This is a genomic window from Paenibacillus contaminans, assembly GCF_003285015.1.
Taxonomy (GTDB): domain Bacteria; phylum Bacillota; class Bacilli; order Paenibacillales; family NBRC-103111; genus Paenibacillus_V; species Paenibacillus_V contaminans.
The window spans coordinates 156,674-181,374 of sequence record NZ_QMFB01000001.1 but is presented as its reverse complement, the minus strand read 5'-3'; the positions used below and the strand labels follow the sequence as shown (position 1 = coordinate 181,374).

The window sequence follows — 24,701 nt, the reverse complement described above, 5'->3', positions numbered from 1 at the left end:
CCGTCAAGCCGCTCCGGTCAATAAAGCCCGTTAAGGGCTAAAGATCCTGCTGCAGTCGAATCATATCCCTGCATTGTATACCGTTCTCGTATATAGGCTCCTTGTAGTGCCGCACGAAAAAATCCATATCCACGCCCGTTATGCGAAACCCGCATTTCTGGTACAGATGCAGCTGCATCACGCTGGAGTTTCCCGTTCCGACCTCAATCGTTTTGTATCCCATGGATTTGGCCGTTTCGATGGCATGCCTCGTCAATTTGCCGCCCAATCCTTTGCCTTGATTGGATTCCGCAATCGCGATATTCACAAGCTCGACCGTATGCGGCCGGGTCGGCAAGAGCAGGTAAGCTCCAATACATTGTTCGTCCTGTTCCATAATGAAGCATTGGCATCTCGATACATAACTTTGAACGACTTGCTCGTCTGGATCGGCCAGAAGAAAAAGCTCCATAGGCAAACGTTCGCCCTGATTCAACGGTCTAATATTCATAAAGGTTATCCTTTCATATGCAGCATTATGCCGAAAATTTGGTATTCCCATTCGACGGCAGGATGAATGAATCTTACATTATACTTGCATTCCCGTTCGCACGCAAAAAAACAAGCCGGAGGCATATAACGCCTCCAGCCGTTTCGACTATCGAAAAATCGCTTCATCCATCAAACGCAGCTCGGAGCTGATGAGCGGGCGGAAGCTCATATGCGCAAGCACATCCGTTTCCAAATCGATGCCCGGAGCGATTTCGATCAGCTCCAGCCCGTCCAGCACGATCCGGAAAACAGCCCTTTCCGTAACATAGAGGATCGTAATGCCTTTGCTACCCGCATAAGCAGCGTTAAACGTCAAGTGTCCGATCCGGTCCACAAATTTGCGGTGACGGCCTTCATTCACGACGCGCAGCTTGCCGTCTTCTGCTTGTACGCGAAGTCCTCCTGCAGTAAAGGTAGAACAAAACACGACCTTTTTCGCCGTATGGCTGATGTTGATAAAGCCGCCGCAGCCTGTAATCGATCCGCCGTATTTGCTTACATTCACATTGCCTTGCGGATCCGCCTCGGCCATGCCGAGGAATGCGACGTCGATTCCGCCCCCGTCGATAAAATCGAATACGGACGGCATATCCAGCACGGCATAAGGATTCGTGGACGCCCCGAAGCTGAAGCCTTTGGCCGGTATGCCGCCGATCGGACCCGAATCGAGGAGGAGCGTAAAATCAGTTCTTCCTTCCTCGCTGGCTACATACCCGATTCCTTCGGGGATTCCGATTCCGAGGTTGACGACATCCCCTGAAGCAAGCTCACGTATTGCGCGTCTTGCGATCATTTTGCGTTCGTCTAGCGGCAGCGGCCCCATCCGGTCCCTAACCTCGCGGATTTGCCCGGTGTAGGAAGGGTTGAACCTTTCGGTGAAAGACTGCGGGTGATGCTCGGACTCCGCGACGACAACCGCATCGACCATCACGTTCGGCAATACGACTTGTTTCGGATCGAGCGAGCCTCCGGCGGCAAGCCTTTCCACTTGAACGACTACGATTCCGCCGCTGTTGCGGGCCGCTTGCGCCGCGGCGAACGTCTCCAGCGTGATCGCTTCCTTCTCCATCGAAATATTTCCATATTCATCCGCCGTCGTTCCGCGCAGGAACGCCACATGGACCGGAAACGACTTGTAAAGCAAATACTCGTCGCCGGCCAGCTCGACGCGCTCGACCAAATGCTCGGTCGTAACGTCGTTCAGCTTCCCGCCACCCTGTCGTGGATCGACGAACGTATGCAGGCCGACCTGTGTCAGCGTGCCCGGCTTGCCGGCGGCTATGTCGCGGAACAAGTGGGCGATGACGCCCTGCGGAAAATTGTATGCTTCGATCTTTCCTTCGACCGCCAGTTTGGTAACGGCTGGCATCGTGACGAAATGACCGCTGACGACTCTTTTCAGCAGCGATTCGTGTGCCAAATGATCGAGCCCGCGTCCGGCTCCGTCTCCTTGTCCCGTTGCGCAAAACAAGGATAAGCCGCGAGGCTCTTTTTCGCGCAAGAAACGCTTTTCCAGTGCGGAAGTTAGCGCTTCGGGATGACCGGTACCGACAAAGCCGGCTACCGCTATCGTGTCGTCGGATCGTACTAGTGCTGCTGCTTCATCTGCTGTTATGATGCGGACCTTTTTCCCGTACATGATGTATGGATGACCTCCGTAATTTCGAGAACGCTCCGTTCGCTTTATTTGACCCATGGTCGGAATGTTTGCTTCCTAGACAAGTATACCTCTTGCCGCCGCCCTGTGTAAAATAAATATTGACTCCCCCGGATTGACGATCCTCCATGCAAAACGGAAGCGGCCTCCCCTATCGGGAAAGCCGCTTTTCTCGAATATTCAGTAATAAGGCCCCTGACCGTGGCCGTGACTATGTCCGCCGCTTTGCTGACATGGCGGAAACGGATGAATGTCCTGAATGCCCGATACGGGGTAATGAAACGTTGCGAACTGTTTTTGATATAAGTATTGCAGAACGTATATCTCGTTATGCCGGACTCCGCAAATTACCCCCGAAACGCCTTGCCCGTTCGTGAACGAAATGCCGACATTTCGGCCGATCAAGCTTTGCGCCTTATGAACGATTCCGGGATTTCCCGGATGATGTGCCGGATTTTGCCCGTACATGCGCCGTCACCCTTTACGATTTGCTGGACGTTCATCACAGCATATGCGAATGGCTGCTTTTTGCCCCGGTATTTCCCAAAAAACAGTCCGAGCGAGCGCCGATGAACGGACGCAAAGGACTTCCCTTGCATGCTGCCTTATCCTCCAAGAACGCCGCCGCGGACAGGAACGATAATCGGACATATAAACGCCGCCTCCGGCATATGTATGGTACTACCAGGCCGGCGACGCTGGCGATGCCGGGAGGGATGCTTATGTCAAATCCGAACGAACAGGACGTATATCAAGCTAATCCCGAAACGCTGCAGGTGCTGCAGCAGGCAAGGGATCAAGCATACGTCACTTGCAAAGGGCAATTGAACCGGACGGTTCGCGTGCAGTTGTTAAACGGCATGTCGTACGAGGGCGTCATCGTTAACGTCGATCCGTACAACCTGTATTTGCGCGTCAATCCGTATACGCCTAACGCCCGATTTTTTTATGGCCCGAACGACCTCATTCTGACGCTGTCCTTATATGTGCTTCTTGTTATTACGCTTATGGTTGTTTGATGCATCAAACAAACGAAAGGGATACCCTGCTGCAGCGGGGTATCCCTTTCGTTAATTTATCAGAAAGTAAATCGTGGAAGCGGCTCTAAATCTCGGTAAACGCGCTTTTCCTTCGGAAAGGACGGCGTAGCCGTTTATCCTTGTTCCGGCTTGGATGCAGTATGCTCCTGCCGGTAGCTTTCCATGAATCGCATGGCCAGCCGGTTGTGATACCCGATATTCGTGTGCCCCATGAACGGGTACGGATGGATTTCTTTCCTGCTGTTGATCCGGTTATATGCGGCGTAGACGGTTTCCGGCATGCACACCGTGTCCTTCAGCCCAACCGAAATCAAAACCGGTATACGAATTTTCTCAGCCAAATTCATGACGTCGAAGTAACTGACCGTATCCATAATCGCCTCCAGCTTGTCGGGAAAAACGGTCGATAATTTGGAAAGCTCCGTAAGCGAGCCCGTCGAATTCAGCATTCCGAAATCGATATGGCACATGTTCGGAACGTTGGCAACCGCCAGCGCCGGCTTGTCGCTTAATGCGGCCGTCAAGAGCACAAGACCTCCGCCTTGGCTGGAGCCTTCGAGATAAATATGCGCAGGATCGATTTCATCCCGCCCGCCGATCCAGTCAACCGCCTTCAGGCAATCGATCACAATGGCCAAATAGTAGCTGCTGCGTTTATCCAAAACCCCCTGGCTGATCCAGCCGCTTGCCATGCCGAACTCGCTAACAAGCCTGTTGCCCGTTTCCCCGCCTTGCCCTCTTATATCGATGGCGAATACGCCGTAACCCATTAACAGCCATTGCGAATACTGCTCCGGAAAACCTTTGCCTCCGTGATAGCCGTGAAAGGTAATGACGCAAGGCACTCTCGTGCCGGCAGCCGGTTTAGGGAGCATATACCAGCCGTGAATCGGCGTATCGTCATATCCCTCGTACGTGACCTTATATACGTCTGCAAGCGCCAGCGGCGTATGCTCGCGAACCGTCGTCGCATGCAGCGGCTTATCGGCAAATTCGCGAAGCGTTTCTTCCCAGAAAAGCTCCAGATCGCCCTTTGCCGTGAGCGGCGGATAATAGGTTTCCAATGCGGCGATTCTTTGTTTGATTGCGTCCATTCCATTCTCCTCCTGCCGGTTTTTGGCCAACACTAATTCTACCATGCGTCAATACCCTCTCGAAAGTTAAACTTTACCCCCGGCTTACGCCGTGCCGAAGTCATTTGGCAGGGGCATATAGTAAACTTATCGGAGAGTAATGGGGGAAGCCATCATGAAGGCCAGCGGAAAATCGTCGCTATTTCCGGTACAAGAATGCTGCAGCACTTTGAAGAAACTATGCAGGCCGAAACGGCCGGGCAAGAAAAATTCCTGCAAAAAAAAAGACAAAAAAAATCGCCGGCAAACCGGCTCGTGCGGGCGTTTCGTGGAGCAGATTTTCCCTTCCGTCATTGCGGACGGGAATTGGCACTGCTTGCCCATGCAGAACACTTCCAACATGTCCGTTTACACTTATGCGGTTATCAACAAAAGCGGAGCTCCCGTCGAAGCGAAGGTAGAAGTGAGTCCGAACGCCGTCGATTTTGCCAAGGATGTGCAGGATGTCGTGGCGGGCGGCGGCAAAAACGTAATCGTTCCGCTCCGTTTTTTGAAATATACGCGTTTATGCGTGAAAGCCAAAAACCCTTCAGATACCGCGAAGGTTCAGGTCTATTATCAGGGGCAACTCCGGTAAAGCGAGCGCCCCGGGCCGTCCCGCTCACAAGCGGGACGCCGGCACACGGCATATACCTTCTGCGACAAACCGGATATTCCCCGATCAGAACGTCGCGGTTACTCGTTTAAAACCAGCCTGAACAACGCCGCATTCGATTGGCATAACACAGCATGCATGCCGATCCTAGGCTCCAAGCGATCCGGATTTCGGGAGGACAATATGGTGAACAAACGCAGCGCTTCCACCTTCTGACCGGACAAGCCGTAAAGCGCGGCAACGGCGATTTGCTCGCTGAAGGCGAGAGCGTCATACCGGCATGCCGCGGATTGGCATACAAGCTTTTGAATCGAGTGCGGCGCGCGCATCAAAGCCGGAATCCATTCTTTGGGAATCAGCCGAGCGAACCGCCCGCTTATCTTTTCAAACACATAACCGAATGCGCTCCATGCTCCGGTAAGCAATAAGGCGAACGCCGTTCGCTCATATAATCGTTCGTCAACCGCACGATGCTCTTGACCCAGCAGCGATCGGACAAGCGGCTCAAGCTCGGGATATCGGCTTCCGTGCTCGTTAAGCCGGTCGAGAACGACAGTCCCCCCCGCTCCGTTTCTCTCATAATCGGCATGAAGCGCCGCCCAGCCGGTAATCACGACCTGGAGCCCGCCCCATTTCCCGGAAAGCTCGTTCAGCATCCGGACAGCTGCTTTCGTTTCGCCTTGTTGGGCATGACAAACGGCTTTAAGATAAAGGAGCTCGGGCTGCGCCTCCGTATCTCTCATAGCCGACATGACTTGAAGGGAGTAACCGCCGAGTCCCCATTTCAGCGCGTGCAAAAAAAACGATCGCCACTTGTCCTCACCGTTCATCGCATGATGAAGCTCGACAAGGTCGCGAACGATGTTCAGCATGGCCTTATTCACGCTATCGTGCACGATTTCCTCCCGTATTTGCGATGTCGTACAATCAAACTCGTCACTGGCCGCGTCGTTAATCAAGCACAAAGCAAGCCGGATATCCAGCAAACGGGAATAAGCGTGCTTCAGACGTGGATCCGCCAGTAAGGCGCGGGTATAAAAGTCCGCCGCTTCCGCAAAATTGAACAGCTTCTCGGCAATGATTCCATGAACGTAATCGATTCTCGAAGCTTCCGCTTCCGTCTCCCGCTTTATCCCCGACACGCAAAGGTAAGCCGCTTCCAGTCGACCGCATTCAATCAAGAGTACAGCTTTCAGCTCAAGCAGATCCGCATATTCGCCGCTTCGTTCCAAGCCGAGTTCAACAAGCGTCAGAGCGCGTTCACGATTTCCCGATCGATAATGAGCAAAAGCATGCTTATACATGCAGTCGGCTGCGTAACCCGCATTTTCCGGCAGCCGTCCGTCGATTCCATCGAATGCTGCCGCCGCATCCGCATACTGCGCCCGTATAAAATATTCGGTTCCAAGCGCATAAACATAATACGGCTCTTCCGGCTCCTCTTCGATTGCCAGCCGCAAAAGCCGCAGGTTTCGCTCGTGCTTCAGTCCGGCGGCTTCAGCATCCCAAGCATACCCATAGTGGGCAATCCCGACTGAAGCGCTGCCCAGCTTCGCTTGCGGATACAGCTCGGTTAACGGCTTGCTTATATCCTCGTGGATGCGCCCCCGGTAAGCGGCTCCCGGGAGCGGGCGAAACAAACGAACCGCCGCGTCTTGTTCGTAACGTCCCCCAGGCGGCGGCTCCGAGTAGTTTCGGATACTCACATAAAGACCGGCTGTTTCCGGATCGGCAAGCGCCGACGACATCTGCCTCTCGTCCCATGAAACGATCTCCTCATCGGCATCGAGCATAAGAATCCACGGAGTTCGTACATGAGGAAAAGCGGCGTTCCGCGCCTCCCCGAAATGACCGCTCCACGGAAACGTGACGACGAGCGCTCCGAATTCGCGGGCAATCTCGGCCGTTCGATCGTCCGAGCCCGTATCGACAACGACGATCGCCGAAACGAAAGGCTTGGCGGAGAGCAGACAGCGGCCGATTGTTTCTTCCTCGTTCTTCACGATCATGCAGAGCGTTATGCCGATTTCGGCAGCTTCGTCCTTCCTACCGTTCATACCGTTTCCCCCAAAAACAGATCATCAATTAACGGCATTAAATAATCACTCGTTTCATTCCACATTTCCGCACTCACACTTGATTGGGGTGCCGAGAGAATCAGTTGATGAATGCGCACATGAAGCGTCCGGACCCACGCAAACTGTCCTTCGATTTTCTTCGCCGGATCCGGCGCGAAAGCGATCGCAGCTTGCCAGAACGTTTGAATGCGTGCGGCAAGCATCGGAAGCCCGTGCTTCCTGGACATATGATGCAAAAAAGCCAGCTCGCTCCACAGCTGCTGCGAAATATGCGTCATCAAGACAGGATCGACGGCGAGCTGATTGTCATCTGCCAACAGATGCCGATACAATGCCCTCGTAAGCGGGTCCTCCCCTGCGTTTTCCAGCAGCGGCAAGGAAGCCCGCGCCGCCGAAGCATCGTTTGACAGCAGCGAGGCATAAAAAACGCATTTAACCGGCGATCCTTTGGCCGCCGTCCATTGAGCGGCAAATTCGCTTTTTTCCCCCTCATCGACGAGCAGAAACAGGCAGCGTATCGTCAGCCAGTCGCTTTCCGCCTTTTTCTCCTCCGGCATGGCGCGTTCCCCAAGCACCTTCAGCGTTTCTTCGTAAAGCCCGAGCTGATAAAAAGCAAGCGCGACGCTCCACCAAGTTCGGGCGGAATCGATTGTAAAAAGCTCCTCTACTTTGGCTAGCCATTGCGATCGTTCGGCTAATCTCACCAGTAAACGGATAATCCGTAAAAAAGGCGGAAGCGAATCCGGCTTCATCCGCAAAGTGAACAAGTACCAGCGGATCGCGTCGTCGTATCTTTTGGTCCGCTCACACAGCTTTCCCATATAAAAAGTGGCCTGATAGGAGCCGGTTCCCCGATTGGAGCTATATTGCGGAGGCGCTTCGCCGATTTCAAGCGCTCTTGTCAAAGCCGTCTCCGCTTCTTCCCAGCGGCCTAGACGGTAGCTGCATATTCCCTTGCTTAGAAAGATGTCCGGAAAATCCGCGAAAGCACGCGCCGCCTCATCGCAAACGACGAGCGCTTCCTCGTACCGCCCCATGTAATCAAGCGTATCGATTTCCCGCTTCATTACGATATGCGCATAGCTTCTTAGCAAAAACCGGTCAGCCAGCTTGCACAGCCGGAGCTGCTTTAGCGCCCGCTCGTACTCTCCGGCCCGAATGTATTCAACCGCGATATTGTATCGTTGAAAGGGATCCCCGTGCTCCTCCACTTCCCTTTCGAGAAGCTCGATATTGCGCCGCGATTTGCCTTTGTCCCGTACGACTTCCGTCAAATAGCCGTCGTGCTCGATTTCAAGGTCCGTAAACAATAACGCCGCCTTAGGATTCGCCTGGAGGATCGGTTCGACGATCTGCTCGTGAATTTTCCCTTTGTAGCGATATTGCGGGTTATTGCGAAATAGACGCATCGACGAACTGACGGAGGCGCCCAGTACTTTATGTCCGTAACCATAATAATTAATGACCTTAACAAAATACCCTTCCGCTTGCGTTTCCGCATTCAACAAATTGCGGAGCTTGGCTCCCTGCGGCTCCAGTATCGACTCATCCGCGTCCAGAACGAGCACCCATTGCCCCGTCGCCAAATCGATAGCCGTGTTTCGCGCCTTGGCGAAATCATGCTCCCATTCCGCGTGATGCACAATGGCGCCATTCTCAAGGCAAATTTGAACGGTAGCGTCTGTCGAGCCCGTGTCGACGACAATAACCTCGTCAGCGACTCCCTTCAGGCTGCTCAAGCAGCGTTTCATTACCCGCTGCTCGTTCTTGACGATTAAACACGCGGATAGCAGCGGCCGTTCATGCATGAAATCGCATCCTTTCGAAGCCGAACCAGCGTGGAAACGGCTCAGACGCTTCGAGCCGGCCGATCGCTTCCTCGACCTTCCGCCGTTCTTCGCGCAAGAAGGACGAACTCGGAAACAAAACCATCGAGTCATCGAGCAGCTTCCCGCTCCGGCGCAGGTTCGCGAGCATCAGCTGCGTCCGCAGCTTGTCGTCATCCGGTTTCAAGCTCCATACGTACTCGAAGAAAGAAGCAGCCTCCCCATAAACGCCCCGCCAGTACAAAATTTCACCTAACGATCGGTAACCTTCCGGATCGATCTTCCCGTTCTCGACCAAGGCGATCCATATCGGTGCGCTTCGCATGACAAATCCGTTTCTGTACAGCGATTTGGCGTACGGAAGCAAATCGGTCGAGCGGGCGAGCAGCGGTTCGGCTATCGGGAATATATCAAGCTGAACGGCTCGTTCGAACAGCTTTACCGCGAACGAGGAGGAAAGCCGGCCGATCAGCGATTGCGCTTTTTCCGGAGCCAACAACAGTCGGCAGAGCCATTCATCCGTCTCCAGCCGGCCGACTTCGGATTTCCCGGCATCTTCCTCCGTCGCATCGGCTTTACGGCTCCACAACCACTCATTCGCTTCGGCAATACGCCCGAGGCGGATCAAGCAATCGAACTTCCTGTCTGCAATACCGGTCGATTCGATTCGATCGAATGCGGCAAGGAACAAGCCGGCACGGTACAACAGCTCGATGAGTGCTACGGCTCGTGCGTGCTCCGGCGCTTCCTCCGTAAGCTTTTCCATCTCGGCCTCCGCTTTCGCCTCGCTTTCGCCGGCTTGCAGCATTTCATCCGCACGCCGCAGCCATGACGCGAAGGGAACCGCAGCTTGATCATCGAGCCACTCCATGCCGATTGCTCCTCCCTATCCGTTTATTCCGTTACTAACCGCTATACCTGTGCATCCAGATAAACGTTGATCGTGGCCGCCGTAGCCGGCAGCGTCGTGGCATAAGCCAAACGCGTATACTTCAAAAATCTTTTTGGCACCAGCACGGCCGTACCGGCCGTTAAAGTTGTCGACGTCTGGTCGATAAACCAGTTCGTTCCGTCCGAGCTGATTTCCACGCGCAAATTGACGGCATCGCTGCCCGTCGCATTAACGATAAAATACGAATACGTACGATATGGAAACGTGCTCTGCGTTATCGATGCGGATGCTATTCCCGTATAGGTCGTCGAGTTGACGACGATACCGGATGTGCTGAATTGCGTAAAGTTCGCCTGCGAAATAGTCGTAATCGTACCGGCTGTTATCGTCGCGCCTAGTACCGCATCGACCGTCTGCACCGTTTGCACCGCATTCAGCGTTCCGCCGGTGATTGTCGCCGACACCGTACCGGCCGTGATCGTCGCGCCGAGTATCGCATCGACCGTCTGCACCGTCTGCACTGCGTTCAGTGTCCCGCCGGTGATCGTCGCCGACACCGTTCCGGCCGTGATCGTCGCGCCGAGTACCGCATCGACCGTCTGCACCGTCTGCACCGCGTTCAGCGTCCCGCCGGTGATTGTCGCCGACACCGTTCCGGCCGTGATTGTCGCGCCGAGTATCGCATCGACTGTCTGCACCGTCTGCACCGTCTGCACCGCGTTCAGCGTCCCGCCGGTGATTGTCGCCGACACCGTTCCGGCCGTGATTGTCGCGCCGAGTATCGCATCGACTGTCTGCACCGTCTGCACCGTCTGCACCGCGTTCAGCGTCCCGCCGGTGATTGTCGCCGACACCGTTCCGGCCGTGATTGTCGCGCCGAGTATCGCATCGACTGTCTGCACCGTCTGCACCGTCTGCACCGCGTTCAGCGTCCCGCCGGTGATTGTCGCCGACACCGTTCCGGCCGTGATTGTCGCGCCGAGTATCGCATCGACTGTCTGCACCGTCTGCACCGTCTGCACCGCGTTCAGCGTCCCGCCGGTGATTGTCGCCGACACCGTTCCGGCCGTGATTGTCGCGCCGAGTATCGCATCGACTGTCTGCACCGTCTGCACCGTCTGCACCGCGTTCAGCGTCCCGCCGGTGATTGTCGCCGACACCGTTCCGGCCGTGATTGTCGCGCCGAGTATCGCATCGACCGTCTGCACCGTCTGCACTGCGTTCAGTGTCCCGCCGGTGATCGTCGCCGACACCGTACCGGCCGTGATCGTCGCGCCGAGTATCGCATCGACCGTCTGTACCGTCTGCACCGTCTGCACTGCGTTCAGCGTCCCGCCGGTGATTGTCGCCGACACCGTACCGGCCGTGATCGTCGCGCCGAGTATGGCGTCGACCGTCTGTACCGTCTGCACCGCGTTCAGCGTTCCGCCGGTGATTGTCGCGCCGAGAACCGCGGTAATCGTTTCGATCGAATTAATCGTTCCGACGTTGACGGTACCACCGGTAATTGTAGCGCCCAAGACGGCCGTTATCGTTTGAACGGCATTTAACGTGCCCCCGGTTATCGTCGCCGACACCGTACCGTTCGTAATCGTGGCTCCCATTACGGCGGTAATCGTCTCTACCCCGGCGACATTCAACCTGCCGCTCGTATCGGTGCTTATCGCTTGCGAATCCGTGCCGTCGAAGCCGAAAATGAGCGATCTCAACTGGTCCGGATCCGGGTTGAATACAGAAAAGTTAGGCACCCTTTCCCCCTCCCCCCTATAAACAATTACTATACGTTATGGGAACGCCATAGATTGCGTATGGGTCAGGTGAAAAATGTGTCAATCGACATAATGACGGGGCTTCGCCGGAACGCCGGTCACCAGTTCCGCCGTTTCCGTATTCCTCGTCACAACCGAGCCTGCCCCGACAATCGCCCCCTGCCCGATTACGACGCCGGGCAGCAGCGTGGCGTTGCTGCCGATTTTCGCTCCGCGCAGCAAACGCGGACCGATCAGCTCAAACGGCTTTGCTCCCATATATTTATCATTGGACATCGAGGCGCACGGCCCGATAAAAACGCCGTCCTCCAATACCGTATCCCCCGTCACATAGGCCAAAGTCTGAATCGTACAGCGATCGCCGATCGACGTATTCAGCTCGATCATGGCACCGCGGCCGACCACCGTTCCGTTTCCGATCGAAACCGCCTCTCGTATGCTCGCATGATCGCCGACAAACGCATCGTCCCCGATGCGGCTTCCCGAATAAATCGTCGCATGGCTTCCGATGCGGGTACGGTCGCCGACGCGCAAGCCGTCGGCGGCTTGCCCGGTTTGCCGCATAAACGCGCTGCCGCGCGGTTGAATGCCAAGCACGGTATGCGAACCGACCTTCACATCGTCTCCTAATACCGTTCCCTTCAAAAGCACGCAAAAATGCCCGAGCTCCACTCGTTCGCCCAGCACGACATCATCTTCGATGACGACGTGCCGGCCGATATGAGCGGATTCGGGCACATGATTGTTCGGCATTGCTGAGCATCCCCTTTATCTCGAAAAGTTCCGATACCGCTGCTCCCGGCAGCCATGCCGCCGGAATCGATTCCGATTCGAACCGATGATGAACAATATATGGATCTTAGCGCGGCAAGGTGAGTGATTCCAACCGGAAGCGATATGCTTCGCATTCATTTGGCTAGCGGCAGCAATATGGTCACGACGGTACCTTCGTTTAAGCGGCTCTCCAAGTGAAGACGTCCTCCATGCTGCTCGACCAGCTCCTTGCTGATCGACAGGCCGAGTCCGTTCCCAGGCCGGCTCGTTCCTCCCTTATAAAACTTGTCGGTAACGAAGGGCAAATCCTCGGGCGAAATCCCGTCTCCGTTGTCGCGAACGCGAATGACAGCAAACTTGTTGTCGCTGCTCGTTTCCAGTCGTACTTCGCCGCTCACGGGCGTAAATTTTAAAGCATTGTCGATTACATTGACAAGCACTTGCTTCAGCCGATTGTAATCGCCGCTTATGATCAAAGCATCCTTGCTCAGCTCGATGCTTAGCACAAGACCTTTACGAGAACCGCTCGCTTGAAACTGATTGCCGAGATCCGCAGCAAGCTTGTTCAAATCGACGCTTTTCCGCTTTATTTTGACGGCCCCGGCCTGCAGCTTCGAGAAATCGAGCAGTTCCTCGACCAATCCGATTAACCGTTCGGTTTCTTTCGTAATGACCTTCAGCCCCAGCTTCGTTTCCTCCCGGTCTTCGAGATCGCCCGACAGCAGCGTCTCGCTCCAGCCTTTTATCGATGTGAGGGGCGTACGCAATTCATGGGATACGGATGAGATGAACTCGTTCTTCAGCCGGGTATTTTTCGTAATTTCATCGGACAAATAGTTGAGCGTATCCGCCAAATGGCCGATTTCATCGTTATGCCGGATGATCGCTTTCTTGCTGAAATTGCCTCCCGCCATCACCTTGGCGACAGAGGTAAGCTCGCGAATCGGCTTCACGATTCTTCTGGCGAGCAGCAAGCTCATCGCAAGCGACAGCAAAATAACGATCGAGCCGGCGGCGAGCGCCAGTCGGGTCACGCCGGCAATCGCATCATCAACAAGCGTTAGCGAAGTCGTAAACCGGATGATGCCGATCGGCCTGTCGTTCTCCCACAGCACATTCGACAGCGCCAATATTTTCTCATGCGAAACCGGATCGCTCCCGACCCACTGACCGGATTCCCCCTGCATGGCCTGCTTGACATCATCGGTCATAATCGTAACGGATGAGGCAAAGCCGTTCGAATCGAGCACCAGCCGGCCGCTCATGTCGATGACTTCGATTTTGGCCAGTTCGTCGGGAGACACATTCTCGAAAATATAGCGGGCTCTTTCCCGAATAAAGCCGGCCGTTACATATTGATTGTAAAAAGCGGTCGTGACGGATGCCCGCTCGCGCATCGCTTCGATCGCGCTGCCGTAATAATACTTTTTAACCGTCCCGATAAACAAACCACCAAGCACGGTAATAATAAACACGATTACGGCGACAAAACTCCAAACGACCCTGCTTCGGACGCTTTTTATCCTGGATCTTTTCTCCATAAGTACCCATATCCCCAAACCGTTTCGATAAAAGCCGGACAAGAAGAATCGTCTTCGATTTTTTTGCGGATTCGCCTGATGTTGACGTCGACGATTTTCAAATCGCCCATATAGTGGCGCCCCCACACATTATTAAGAATGTCGTCCCGGCTGACGCTTTTGCCGGCATGCTCAAGGAGAAGCTTGATCAAGGCGAACTCGGTCGGCGTCAAGTCGAGCTCCCGGTCGTTCTTGAACAGCTTCCGTTCGTCCAGCTTGAGGACAAAAGGACCCGAGACCAGCCCGCTTGCGTCCTGCTCGGCTTGCTCGGGCTGCAAACGGCGATACAGCGCTTTGACGCGCGCGACGAGCTCGATCGGACTAAAGGGCTTGGTCACATAATCGTCCGCGCCCAGCTCCAGCCCTTCCACTTTGTCCGTATCCTGCGCTTTGGCCGTCAGCATAATGATGCCCATTCGCGGATATGTTCGCCGAAGCTCCCGGCACACGTCAAATCCGCTTATCGTCGGCAGCATGACATCCAGCAGCGCAATATCGATATCCGTTTCCCGTTCCGCAAGCTGCAGCGCCTCTTCGCCCGTTTCCGCCTCGACGACTTCCATGCCGCTCCTTTTCAGATTGATGCGAACGAACCCGCGTATCGATTCTTCATCTTCAAGCAGCAAGACCTTCAATGGAATACCTCCTTTCGCATTCACTGGGCATATTCCATATAATACAATTGCAGCAGCTTCGCCAGTTCATCCTTCTCCAACCTGAGGTCAGCGAACGTCTTCTTCTCGGCGGCCGTTCCCGAAGGCTCGCCATCGGGCAGCACCGAATAAATCACAAAACCGTTATTGGCTCCGAGCATCTCATACTTCGCAGAGGCTTGCTCCAATTGCTTGCGCCGCTCATTCCATGCATTCGCTTTGATTCCGACGATGGAGAGCAGCTCGAACTGCTTGCTTCCGGAATCGTTTACCGTGTAAAACACGCTTGTCGCTTCGGTGTCGCTCGTCTGCTTGGCAACCGTGTAACGCCCACGCCATCTGTCCGGAATGTCGAAACGGAAGCCTACGCCATTATTATAATAATTTTCGTAGACGGGCACGAGTCCGTTCCGGCCGTCCCACTGGTTCCACTCGTGAATCCAAGGCATATTTGCCATCGCGTACTCTTCCGAGCCGGACGGCTCCCGCAAAATATCGATTTCCGTGATGCCGTCCCCGTTAATATCCTCGCTTAAGGTAGTATATGCCTTAAATGTAATCATTTCGCCGTCCGTGCCGGATGCGAAAACATCCCGCAGCAAGCCCTTCTCCTTCACGATCAGAGAGGTTATGCTGGAATGCGCGCCTACGCCCATTTCCACGAAAATACCTTTTTGCGTTGCGCTGGCCATACCCGTTTTCGCTTGGGCGAAGCCGTTGATTGCCGGCTCCAGCGGCAAAGTCTGCAAGAGCGAAAGCTCCCCGTTCTGGATCGCATAGAGCTGGGCGGAAGATAACAGCTTGACCCGATCGACCTGAAAAAGCACGAGATCCGTCTTTCCGTCTCCGTCAAGATCGTCTCCGGCCAATTCGTCGTATTTCAACGACTGCATCTTCTTCATCGCACCCTGCTGCATCATATAGACGGAAAGCTCTTTCGTCAATCCGTTACCGCCCGACCAGCCGATGACCATCTCCGGAATGCCGTCGCCGTTCAAATCGGGAAAGTCCACGTAATGCAGTTCTCTTCCGACCCCTTTCAAATCGCCAAGCTTCACCCAGCCGTCATCTTTCTTTTGCAAAATGAGAATGCCGAGCTCATATTCGTTTTTTTCATTTTTATAAAATGCGACTGTTTCCGGCGTCCCGTCACCGTCCAAATCGGCCTCGACGATCGCGCTCGCCTGCTTGGAACGAATGGGAACGGTAAGCTTCGCCGTCGCCGGCATGAATTGCATGACAGCTTGCTTGCGCTCCTGCTGACTGCTGGATATTTGCGGCGACCGCAGCAGATCGACGGGAGACGAAACGAGCTGGCATCCCGATAATGCAAGCGACAGCGCCGTCAGCGCGCACCAACCTTTCCATCTGCTTAACATGTAAAACTCCTTTGCCATTCAAGTTCAAATAACAACGCCTGCCTGCTCTGGCGGAACAGTCAGGCGCTGCTTCAACGCTTCGTTCTGGCAGGCTCAAGCTCGGGCACCGTTACGATCGAATACCCGTCATCCTGCAGCTCGCGGATCAGCTTCGGCAGCAGCTCCACGGTATTGTCCAGCTTCCCGTTCTTGCCGCCGAAGCTGTGCATCAATACGATCCCGCCCGGCCCCATCTGCCTGCGTACCGTCTTCATCATGTCTTCCGGCGACTCTCCCGCCCAATCGCGCGTATCGACGGACCAGCCGATCATCTCGCGGCCGGAGGACTTCACTTCATCCTTCAGCGTATCCGAAACCGCGCCATATGGAGCACGAAACAGCTTGGGCGCCGTTCCGAGTATTTTTTGAAGCAATTGGTCCGTTTTGTCCAAATCATGTTTGATGTCTTCCGCCTTGAGCTTGTTCAACTGCTGATGTCCCCACGAATGATTGCCGATGACATGACCCTCGTCGACAATTCTTTTCACAATATCCGGATACAGATCGATTTGCCTTCCGACGAGAAAAAATGTCGCCTTAACTTTATGCTGTTTTAGAATATCCAAAATTTTCGGCGTATATTTCGTATCGGGTCCGTCATCGAAGGTTAGCGCGATTTGCTTGGATGGTTTGCCGGACTCCGAGCCGGGTTTAGCGGACTCCTTCTCCGTCTGTTTGCCCGTTGCTTGAGGCGTCGGGGTCGCCTCTATCGCTTTGTCTTTATTTTCCCCCGGCTTGACCGCCTCGGAATCGCTATGCACGACCGCCGGCGCATCATCCTTCTTGATGACGGCCGCTTCGGCCGGAATCGGTTCGATCTCCTTATGTTCAGGCTTGCCGGAAGCCTGCGGCAGTAGACTTTCCTCCTGATCGGCCGCGTTAATCGTCATGAAGAGAGAGGAATAAATCACTTTTCCTCCCGCGCAGCCGCCGATAATAAATAATGCCAACATCCATACGGCCCATAGCTTGCGCCGTTTCTTCGCTCGTTTCTCTCTCATCCGGATTCGCTGCCTATCTATCTGTATTTTTTATTAAACGGTAAACGCGCCTGTCCTTTAAAGGACGGAAAAGCCGTTTATCCTTGTGGTATTAAGCCTTCTATCATCCTGAGCTTGTCGATATTTCGGATTCGCAGTCGAATGGTTTCACTTTACTAGTTTACTAGCTTACCGCCGTTTCGACCAATGCTGCATCTCGATGAATGGCGGCGCTATGTTCCAAATAAGAGCTGATGCAAGGCGGCAAGTTTATGTCTATTACTCTTATGCCGGTAGGATGAATATGCCACTCCCCTTCGAGCGTTATTGCAGATTGCAATGACTGAATCCTTTACTGTCATTTTACGCTGAACCTATGTCAAAGTAGTTACGAATCTATGACAAAATAATCGCTTTTTCGCTACAATCGGCATCCGGCAAGACGGCGCGATTTTTGATCGGGAAAACCTTTCCCGAAACGTAAAAAAACCGTCCGAAAATCACAGACGGTCCTTTGGTGCATGGCTGCTATACGTTTGTGTGTGTGCGAGCCTCGATTTCTTGCTCCTAGTGGGTTATTTCGGACTACAGAATATCGAGGAGCCTTAATAGTAGCGTAGAGATGAACGGCTTTGACATCCTTTAATGGACTGGCGCGTTTACCGGGAAATTGAACTATCAGCGGAGATACACTTCTGAGATTGCAAAAAAGAAGAGCGGCTTCCGTCGAAGCGGCTCTTCTTTTGGCCTTGCGTATAAGCGGCTGCCGAACGGAAACGGCATTCCTTTGTCTGAGGCCTGGCACCTAAACGCTTTCCTCCGAAGCTTCTCCGTTTTCCTCGTAGATATAACCGACGCCTCGCACCGTCTTGATCGCGCAATACGGCGAATCTATCTTCTTGCGGACCCGGTATACGAGCGCATTCAACTCTTCGATTCCGACATCCGGAACGTCGTCATCAGGAGACACCCTCTCCGGCCAAACATTCTTCTTTAATGCCGGTATCGGGACAAGCTCACCGGCGTGCTCATACAGGAGCTCGAACAGCAGCCACTCTTTCTCCGACATCGCGATTCGCTTCCCGCTCATATAGCATTCCCGCTTCTCCTTTTCAAGCATAACCGGGGTTTGCGCCAGCTGCAGCCGCGTCAGCAAGCTCCGCGTCTCCAGCTCCAGCGTATAATCCGTAAAGGCATAGGCAAAATGCATGACGACCGTTCCTTTGGCGAGGCTGATCAAGTCCGATTCTTGGAGACGGTACGGTTTATACGGTTCAAGCGGTTTTCCGGCGATTTCGGTTCCGTGCTTGCTGCCGAGGTCGTAGAGAACCGCCGTCCCTTCTTCTTGGCGCACCATAAAATGACGGCGCGAAATAAAAGCGTTGGCAATCGGAATATCCGGTATGTAATCGTTGCTTGGCCTGCCGACTACGGTTTCTTCGGATGCGAGGTCGAGACGTACGCCGGCCTGATCCGGATCGCCTCTCATAACATACAGGCTTGCAAATGGTTCCATGGCGAAGCACCTTCTTTTTTGCGCGAACGAATCGGGAAATAACCCCGTACTGAAAATATTGAACGATTTCTTGGCAAAAATCAACACACAAACATATACAGCCTCGTTCTCAGCGCAAATATTGCTTGAAAACGGTCCGGACTTTAGGAGATAAATAATGGCTCCCTCCGCGTCCCTCCACATTCTCGACCATCAGCGCCAGCAACAAGCGAGGGTCATTCGTATTATAAGCCACAAACCAACCGACTTCCTTGCCTGCCGCTCCTTTGCTCTGCTTGAGCTCCGCCGTTCCCGTTTTTGCAGCCAGCGTCACGCCTTCAATTTTGGCATCGCGGCCGGTACCGGCGGGGCTCTCGACGACCTGGATCAAATCGCGTGTGATCAAGTCGGCCGTCTCCGGTCGAATGACCTCGGATTTCCAAACCTTGCGTTCGGCAGCTTGCCCTTCCTCCCGCACCAGAACAGGCGAAACGATATTTCCGGCATTCACAAAAGCGGTATACGCCGTCGATATATGCAGCGGATTCATGAGCACCTCTCCTTGTCCGTAGCCGGAATCGGCGAGCTGGATTTCATTTTTCATCGATTCGTTCATTAACGTCGAAACGTCCAGAGGATAAGGAACCGGCAGCTTCTCGCCAAAGCCGAACTTACCCGCTTCCGCGACAAAACGCTGCTCGCCCATTTCAAGCGCGGTCTGCGCAAAATAAATATTGTCGGAATACATAAGTCCCTTCAGCAGGTTTACCTTAGCAGCCGCGTCGGATACCCGGGTTACGTAGTAATTCCCCCACGAACCGTCCTTCCTCCACTGCTTGCCGGTTATATTCCGCTCCTGCTCCGGATCGATCGTATGCGTATCGAGCGCAATGGCTGCAGTAATCGGTTTGAACGCGGAACCCGGTGAGAAGGTTCGGGCAAATCGGTTCAGCAAAGGCTTATCGGGATCTTCATTCCATTTCTTCCACAACGATTCGGGTACGCCTGTAACGAACGCGTTCGGATTGTAGGCAGGCGAGCTGACCAGAGCCAGCACTTCACCCGTCAACGGATGAATGGCCGCTGCGGCTCCTGCGTCGTTTTCCAGCTGTTTATAAATGCTCGTTTGCAAATTTGCGTCGACGGTAAGCGTGATATCCCGTCCGTTGACGGCGTCGCGGCTGGCGATCGTTCCTTTCTCTTTTCCGTTCGCATCTACGATATAAATTCGGCCGCCGTCCGTACCTCGAAGCTGCTCCTCGAACACCTGCTCCAAGCCGGCTTTGCCCACATAATCGTCCTCCATGTAGCCTTTATCCTTGAGTCTTGCCCACTCATCCGCGTTCTGCTTGCCGATATAACCGACAAGATGCGCGGCAGCCTCCTTCAAAGGATACGAACGCACTTTTTTGTTTCGTATCGCCGTTCCCTTCAAAGCTTGCACGGCTTTCACCTTCGGATCGTCTTTGGACAATACGGCGATCGGAACGAAATAGTCCGGCTTTACCCAGGAAGCGGTTCTTTTTTGCTCGATTTCCTCCTCGCTCGACTGCAATATCCCGGCTAGCCGCTTAAGCGTATCGCCGGCGGGCTCCGGCAAATCCTTCGGGACGATTCCGATTTCCAGCTTCTCTTCATTGAAGGCAAGGCTCTGTCCGCTGCGGTCGACAATGGCGCCCCGCTCCGCTTTAAGCGACTGAACCCGCACTTTGTCGCTCTCCTGCAGCTGCGGAAAAATAAAACCGGGCGTCCACTCTACACGCCACGCTTTATTTTCGAGCACCATCGTAACGGTTTGGTCAAATTCGACATCGCCGGCAATCGTCGTCATTTTCACATGGATCCCGAATGTATCCCGCGATTTATCCCCGTTCTCGTCATGCGATGCGAAAACGAGCTGTATATCAAGCTCCGATGCAGAAATCCCCTCGTATATGGAGCTATGTCTAGTAACAAAAACATCCTTGGATACGGCCGCCTTCGCTTCCCCGGATAACTGCTCGTACATGTCTTCGTATTCGCCCTTCGACCAAGCCGTCAAATAAGCCTTCATCCCGTCCTCGGAAGAAGGAAGCTTTTCCTTGCAGCCATATACGATGATCATCAATACGAATACCGACAGCCACACCAAGAGCCTTTTATCTACGCGCATTTTTTATCGCCCCTTCTATCTTTCCGTACAGTTTACGGGAAAAATAAGGCTCGCAACATGGCTGTTTAATAATAAGTGGCTAATAAGTATCTAATAATCGCCAAAACAATGACCGAAGATTGTCGGCTAGTTGAGAATAATAATTTTTCTCATTTACTATTGTGCACGAAATTGTTTCGTGTTAATGTAATGCATTAGGTGATATTGATTATCAGTATCAAATATAATGACGGGGTGTTTTGAAAAATGAATGCTACATATCGTAAATTGGCGCTTTGCGTAAGCGTCTCTCTGTTAGCGGCTTCCGTAGCTGCCTGCAGCGACAATCAACCTGAGGCAAAAACGTCTCCGTCCGCAAGCGCTTCGCCAGGAACTGCGGCATCCGTCAAGCCTTCCGCTTCACCGTCCGCAGCCCCTTCCTTTACCGTGGACGAATCGAAAGCGACCGAGCTCATCGCTCAATTCGGCCAGCAAGCGCCGGCGAAAGTCGTTAGCGCATCCGTAGCGATAGCGGAAATTCTCAATACGCTCGGCGTCAAGCCGGTCGGCGTGCCTACCTCGACGATCGCGCTGGCTGATGAGCTTCAGGGCGTGCAAAAAATCGGCTCCGCGCTCAAGCCCGACGTCGAGCAGGTGACGAAGCTGCAGCCTGACGTCGTGCTTGGCCCCACTTCCATTAAAGACAGCCTGGAGAAGCAGTTTAAGCCGGCAAACTTAAAAACCGCCTATATCCCGACTGACTCGCTGGAGGAATTAAAGCTTTCCATGGTTGTGCTCAGCCGCGTATTCAAGCAGGAACAAAAAGCCGCCGATTTTTTCGCCAAGCTGGATAAGCAGGAGCAGGAAGCGCTGTCCGTCGCAAAAGGTAAAACGGCGCCGAAGGTAATGTTCCTGTTCGGCTCCGCGGAATCGTTCATGCTGATGAATGAGAATACGTTCCCGGGAAGCCTTGCCAAAAAGCTCGGCGCCTCCAATATCGTATCGGATGTATTGAAATCCAAGGAAACCTACGTCGCGCTCAACATCGAGAATGTCGTTGCCGCAAATCCCGACGTCATTTTGCTCGTCGCACACGGCGATCCGGATGCCGCAATCAAGAAGTTCGAGGAAGACGTCAAGAAAAACGGCGCTTGGGAGAAGCTGAACGCGTTCAAGAACGGCAAAGTCAAAGCGCTCGACTATAATACATTCGGCGTAGCTTCACTCGTGAAAGCGCCGAACGCCTATAAAGAACTAGCCGAGAAATTATTTTAGTTATTTCATCTCGCCGTTCGCCGAATTGGAGGAAATCAAGTGCTGGTGCCCCATAAAACGAAAGGAGTCGCGATCGGCTTCACGTTCATCCTGCTTGGGATTGCAATTATTTTATCGATCGGATTGGGAAGCGTAAGAATCTCTCCTGCCGAAATCGTGACGGCGATAGCCGGCAAAGGCGGAGAGGTGTCGGACACGATATTGTGGGATATCCGCGTTCCGAGAGTCGCACTTGCCGTTATCATCGGGATCAACCTGGCGATTTCGGGCGCCCTGCTGCAGGCCGTCATGCATAACCCTCTGGCTGATCCTGGCTTGACCGGGGTATCCAGCGGAGCGGCTGTTTCCGTATTGTTCATCCTGCTCGTCGTCCCCTCCTACTCTTCCTGGATTCCTCTCTTCGCGATAGTTGGAGGTTCGGCGGCAGCCATTATGGTTTATGCGCTTGCCTGGAAAAAGCGGGGGATTACACCGATTCGAGTCATACTTTCGGGGGTAGCCGTCAATTCCATATTCGGCGGCATCATCGCTTTGCTTTCCATTCTGTACAGCGACAAGCTGCCCGCAGCCCTGCAATGGCTAAACGGAAGCATGTCCGGCAAAGGCATCGGCGACGTCACCGTCATGCTGCCCTATTCCGTTGCCGGCTGGATCGCGGCGCTTTTCTGCATCAGGCAAGCGAACATTTTGCGGTTGGGCGAGCAAGCGGCTCTCAATCTGGGCGAGAATATTAACCGGATCCGGCTCATACTCTCGTTTATCGCCGTATATTTGGCTGCGGTTTCGGTGTCCACCGTCGGTATGGTCGGGTTTGTCGGTCTCGTGGTCCCGCATATGGCGCGCATGCTGGTCGGCTCGGATTATCGGAATATGATTCCAATGAGCATCGGCCTGGGAGCGCTCGTGCTGCTGGTCGCGGATACGGCGGGCAGAACGCTGTTCGCTCCTCTCGACATTCCGGCAGGCATCGTCATGGCTGTCGCCGGAGGCCCATACTTCCTATACTTAATGAGAAAAGGTGATGTTTGACATGCTCGAAGCTCAAGCCTTGACAATAAGCTATGACGGCAACAAAATTGTGAACGAGTTCACGCTTCAAGTTAATGAAGGGGAAATCGTTTCGATTATCGGACCGAACGGCTCCGGCAAGTCAACCTTATTGAAGGGCATGTCCAGGCTCATTCCCTGCGAGAGCGGCCGCGTATGCATTGCCGGGCAGGAGCTTCGCACCTTGAACAGCAAAAAAATCTCGCAGATGATGTGCATTCTGTGTCAATCCAATCAAACGCCGGCCGACATGACGGTCGAAGAGCTTGTTTCCTACGGGCGGATGCCTCACAAGAAATGGTATGAGCGGCTAACCGGGGAAGATTATGAAATCGTCGACTGGGCGATCGAGAAAACCGGCATGTCCCCTTTGCGCAAGCGGCTTGTCGTCTCGCTGTCAGGAGGCGAAGCCCAGCGCGCCTGGATCGCCATGGCTTTGGCGCAGAGACCCAAGGTGCTGCTGCTCGATGAGCCAACCACCTATTTGGATATCGCGCATCAGCTGGAAGTGCTGGAATTGGTGAAGACCGTCAACCGCGAGCTCGGAATCACGATCGTTATGGTGCTGCACGACCTGAATCAGGCTAGCGCCTACAGCGATAACATTTATGTCATTCAAAAAGGATTGTTAGCCTTCAAAGGCAAACCATCGGATGTTTTGACGACCGATATGATCCGCGACGTCTATGGCGTGGAGGCCGAAGTACAGTTCCCCGCCGGCTCCTTATACCCGCGCATACATCCGCTTAGGAGAGCGCAGGCCGCAGCATTATAAATTTTAGGAGGAATCGACAATGAAGCAAATCGATATGGAAGCGACCAAGCAGCGCTACCTGGATTTCGTAGAAAGCCGCAAAACGCTCGTCATCAGCAGCTTGGACGAAAACGCCATTCCGTTCATCAGCTACGCGCCTTATGTCAAAAAAGACGGGAAATTTTACATATACATCAGTAAAATTTCCGACCATTACCGCTACGTCGAAGCGAACGACCGCATTCATGTCATGCTGATCGCCGACGAATCGGAGTCGCAAAACGTATTTGCCCGCGAACGCGCGCGGTGGTCCTGCTCGACGAAAAACCTCGGCAATGAGGGTCACGAGGACATATTTGCCTTGTTTAACGAAACGTTCAACGCCAAGCTGATGGATATGCTTCGCGGGCTTGATTTCTCCCTGTTCGAGCTGACGCCGCTGAGCGGCCGTTATGTCGTAGGCTTCGGCCAAGCTTTTGACGTAGATTTGCCCGGCGATGTGTTCAATCATGTCGTAGTGGACCGCAAAGATAAATAACGGTGGAGAGGAGCGTTTGCGCATGTCGTTTGAAGCAGTTTATCCGGTGTGGAGAACGGTCAGGGATCGTTTTCAAAAATCGATGCAAAACATAAAGACGGAAGAATTAAACCTGAAGCTGTCGGCCGACACTTCCTCGATCGGACATATGCTGCGGCACAATGCCGAAGTGGAATATATGTTCGCGGATTGGTTTTTCAAGTGTGCCGTACCGGAGGGGATAACGTTCGTGACCAGCGGTCCCGGAAGCGGAGACGTCGTCTTCTCCGATCTTCAAAAGCTGCTCGAATTCTCGGAAGCTTCGGACCGCCATTTGTCGGCTGCAATGAGAGCGCTGCCCGAGGAGGCATGGGATCAGCCCGTCGCTTCCCCTCTCGGCACTTCCACCCCGCGCGAAGCATTGGGGAGAGCGCTATACCATACAGGACTCCATGCCGGACAAATATCGCTGATCCGCAAATGCGCGCAGTCTCCGACCACGACATAACTTCCCGCCCCCAAACCTTTCCAGGTTTCGGGGGTTTTCGTTCTTTTG

General features: G+C 53.9%; 22 protein-coding genes. 7 read left to right on the top strand and 15 right to left on the bottom strand.

What is annotated here, in order from left to right:
- Window positions 1-37 precede the first annotated feature (37 nt).
- From DQG23_RS00930 to DQG23_RS00920, 3 genes are all read right to left on the bottom strand, one after another.
- Complete coding sequence (locus DQG23_RS00930) at window positions 38-490, bottom strand: GNAT family N-acetyltransferase (RefSeq protein WP_113028917.1); 453 nt, start codon at window positions 488-490, stop codon at window positions 38-40.
- A 147-nt stretch (window positions 491-637) separates the two neighbouring features.
- Entirely contained in the window at window positions 638-2,170 is a 1,533-nt protein-coding gene (locus DQG23_RS00925) for an acyl CoA:acetate/3-ketoacid CoA transferase (protein WP_113028916.1), read from the bottom strand.
- Between the two features lie 198 nt (window positions 2,171-2,368).
- Window positions 2,369-2,656 (bottom strand): hypothetical protein, encoded by a 288-nt coding sequence (locus DQG23_RS00920; RefSeq protein ID WP_113028915.1) that lies wholly within the window; start codon window positions 2,654-2,656, stop codon window positions 2,369-2,371.
- A gap of 254 nt (window positions 2,657-2,910) precedes the next feature.
- On the opposite strand from DQG23_RS00920, the gene DQG23_RS00915 reads away from it, so the two are divergent.
- Window positions 2,911-3,207 carry an LSm family protein gene (locus DQG23_RS00915; protein ID WP_238177699.1) on the top strand — a complete coding sequence of 99 codons (297 nt, stop codon included), beginning with the start codon at window positions 2,911-2,913 and terminating at the stop codon, window positions 3,205-3,207.
- A 134-nt stretch (window positions 3,208-3,341) separates the two neighbouring features.
- Here the strand turns inward: DQG23_RS00915 and DQG23_RS00910 are convergent, their stop codons facing one another.
- Complete coding sequence (locus DQG23_RS00910) at window positions 3,342-4,322, bottom strand: acetylxylan esterase (RefSeq protein WP_113028914.1); 981 nt, start codon at window positions 4,320-4,322, stop codon at window positions 3,342-3,344.
- A 154-nt stretch (window positions 4,323-4,476) separates the two neighbouring features.
- Here DQG23_RS00910 and DQG23_RS00905 point away from each other — a divergent pair, with 154 nt between their 5' ends.
- Complete coding sequence (locus DQG23_RS00905; RefSeq protein WP_113028913.1) at window positions 4,477-4,938, top strand: DUF6385 domain-containing protein; 462 nt, start codon at window positions 4,477-4,479, stop codon at window positions 4,936-4,938.
- Between the two features lie 98 nt (window positions 4,939-5,036).
- Here DQG23_RS00905 and DQG23_RS00900 read toward each other — a convergent pair whose 3' ends face one another.
- The 11 genes from DQG23_RS00900 to DQG23_RS00850 all read right to left on the bottom strand — a co-directional run bounded on the left by DQG23_RS00900 (window position 5,037) and on the right by DQG23_RS00850 (window position 20,573).
- Complete coding sequence (locus DQG23_RS00900; RefSeq protein WP_113028912.1) at window positions 5,037-7,013, bottom strand: glycosyltransferase family 2 protein; 1,977 nt, start codon at window positions 7,011-7,013, stop codon at window positions 5,037-5,039.
- The gene (locus tag DQG23_RS00895; protein WP_158560233.1) at window positions 7,010-8,842 is read right to left on the bottom strand and encodes a glycosyltransferase; all 1,833 of its coding nucleotides are present in this window, start codon (window positions 8,840-8,842) and stop codon (window positions 7,010-7,012) included. Before DQG23_RS00895 ends, DQG23_RS00900 begins: the two co-directional genes overlap by 4 nt.
- Complete coding sequence (locus DQG23_RS42020; protein ID WP_158560232.1) at window positions 8,835-9,731, bottom strand: hypothetical protein; 897 nt, start codon at window positions 9,729-9,731, stop codon at window positions 8,835-8,837. Before DQG23_RS42020 ends, DQG23_RS00895 begins: the two co-directional genes overlap by 8 nt.
- Before the next feature lie 41 nt (window positions 9,732-9,772).
- Complete coding sequence (locus DQG23_RS42790; protein ID WP_238177698.1) at window positions 9,773-11,500, bottom strand: DUF6385 domain-containing protein; 1,728 nt, start codon at window positions 11,498-11,500, stop codon at window positions 9,773-9,775.
- An 81-nt stretch (window positions 11,501-11,581) separates the two neighbouring features.
- The gene (locus DQG23_RS00880; RefSeq protein ID WP_113028910.1) at window positions 11,582-12,274 is read right to left on the bottom strand and encodes an N-acetyltransferase; all 693 of its coding nucleotides are present in this window, start codon (window positions 12,272-12,274) and stop codon (window positions 11,582-11,584) included.
- A 155-nt stretch (window positions 12,275-12,429) separates the two neighbouring features.
- Window positions 12,430-13,836, bottom strand: a complete 1,407-nt coding sequence (locus tag DQG23_RS00875; RefSeq protein ID WP_238177697.1) for a sensor histidine kinase — start codon at window positions 13,834-13,836, stop codon at window positions 12,430-12,432.
- Window positions 13,815-14,510 carry a response regulator transcription factor gene (locus DQG23_RS00870; RefSeq protein WP_113028909.1) on the bottom strand — a complete coding sequence of 232 codons (696 nt, stop codon included), beginning with the start codon at window positions 14,508-14,510 and terminating at the stop codon, window positions 13,815-13,817. Before DQG23_RS00870 ends, DQG23_RS00875 begins: the two co-directional genes overlap by 22 nt.
- A gap of 20 nt (window positions 14,511-14,530) precedes the next feature.
- Window positions 14,531-15,907 (bottom strand): FG-GAP repeat domain-containing protein, encoded by a 1,377-nt coding sequence (locus DQG23_RS00865; RefSeq protein ID WP_113028908.1) that lies wholly within the window; start codon window positions 15,905-15,907, stop codon window positions 14,531-14,533.
- Between the two features lie 71 nt (window positions 15,908-15,978).
- Window positions 15,979-16,947, bottom strand: a complete 969-nt coding sequence (locus tag DQG23_RS00860; RefSeq protein ID WP_238177696.1) for a polysaccharide deacetylase family protein — start codon at window positions 16,945-16,947, stop codon at window positions 15,979-15,981.
- A gap of 784 nt (window positions 16,948-17,731) precedes the next feature.
- Window positions 17,732-18,442, bottom strand: a complete 711-nt coding sequence (locus DQG23_RS00855) for an FHA domain-containing protein (RefSeq protein WP_113029535.1) — start codon at window positions 18,440-18,442, stop codon at window positions 17,732-17,734.
- A 109-nt stretch (window positions 18,443-18,551) separates the two neighbouring features.
- The gene (locus tag DQG23_RS00850; protein WP_113028907.1) at window positions 18,552-20,573 is read right to left on the bottom strand and encodes a penicillin-binding transpeptidase domain-containing protein; all 2,022 of its coding nucleotides are present in this window, start codon (window positions 20,571-20,573) and stop codon (window positions 18,552-18,554) included.
- A gap of 246 nt (window positions 20,574-20,819) precedes the next feature.
- Here DQG23_RS00850 and DQG23_RS00845 point away from each other — a divergent pair, with 246 nt between their 5' ends.
- The 5 genes from DQG23_RS00845 to DQG23_RS00825 are packed head-to-tail and all read left to right on the top strand — an operon-like array spanning window position 20,820 to window position 24,653.
- Entirely contained in the window at window positions 20,820-21,827 is a 1,008-nt protein-coding gene (locus DQG23_RS00845; protein ID WP_113028906.1) for a helical backbone metal receptor, read from the top strand.
- 42 nt (window positions 21,828-21,869) lie between these two features.
- Window positions 21,870-22,856 (top strand): FecCD family ABC transporter permease, encoded by a 987-nt coding sequence (locus DQG23_RS00840; protein WP_420330195.1) that lies wholly within the window; start codon window positions 21,870-21,872, stop codon window positions 22,854-22,856.
- A 1-nt stretch (window position 22,857) separates the two neighbouring features.
- A complete protein-coding gene (locus DQG23_RS00835) occupies window positions 22,858-23,649 on the top strand; it encodes an ABC transporter ATP-binding protein (protein WP_113029534.1) in 792 nt (263 codons plus the stop codon).
- Window positions 23,650-23,668: 19 nt separating this feature from the next.
- Window positions 23,669-24,166, top strand: coding sequence for a HugZ family pyridoxamine 5'-phosphate oxidase (locus DQG23_RS00830; protein WP_113028904.1), 498 nt, complete (start codon window positions 23,669-23,671; stop codon window positions 24,164-24,166).
- A gap of 22 nt (window positions 24,167-24,188) precedes the next feature.
- Window positions 24,189-24,653, top strand: coding sequence for a DinB family protein (locus DQG23_RS00825; protein ID WP_113028903.1), 465 nt, complete (start codon window positions 24,189-24,191; stop codon window positions 24,651-24,653).
- Window positions 24,654-24,701 lie beyond the last annotated feature (48 nt).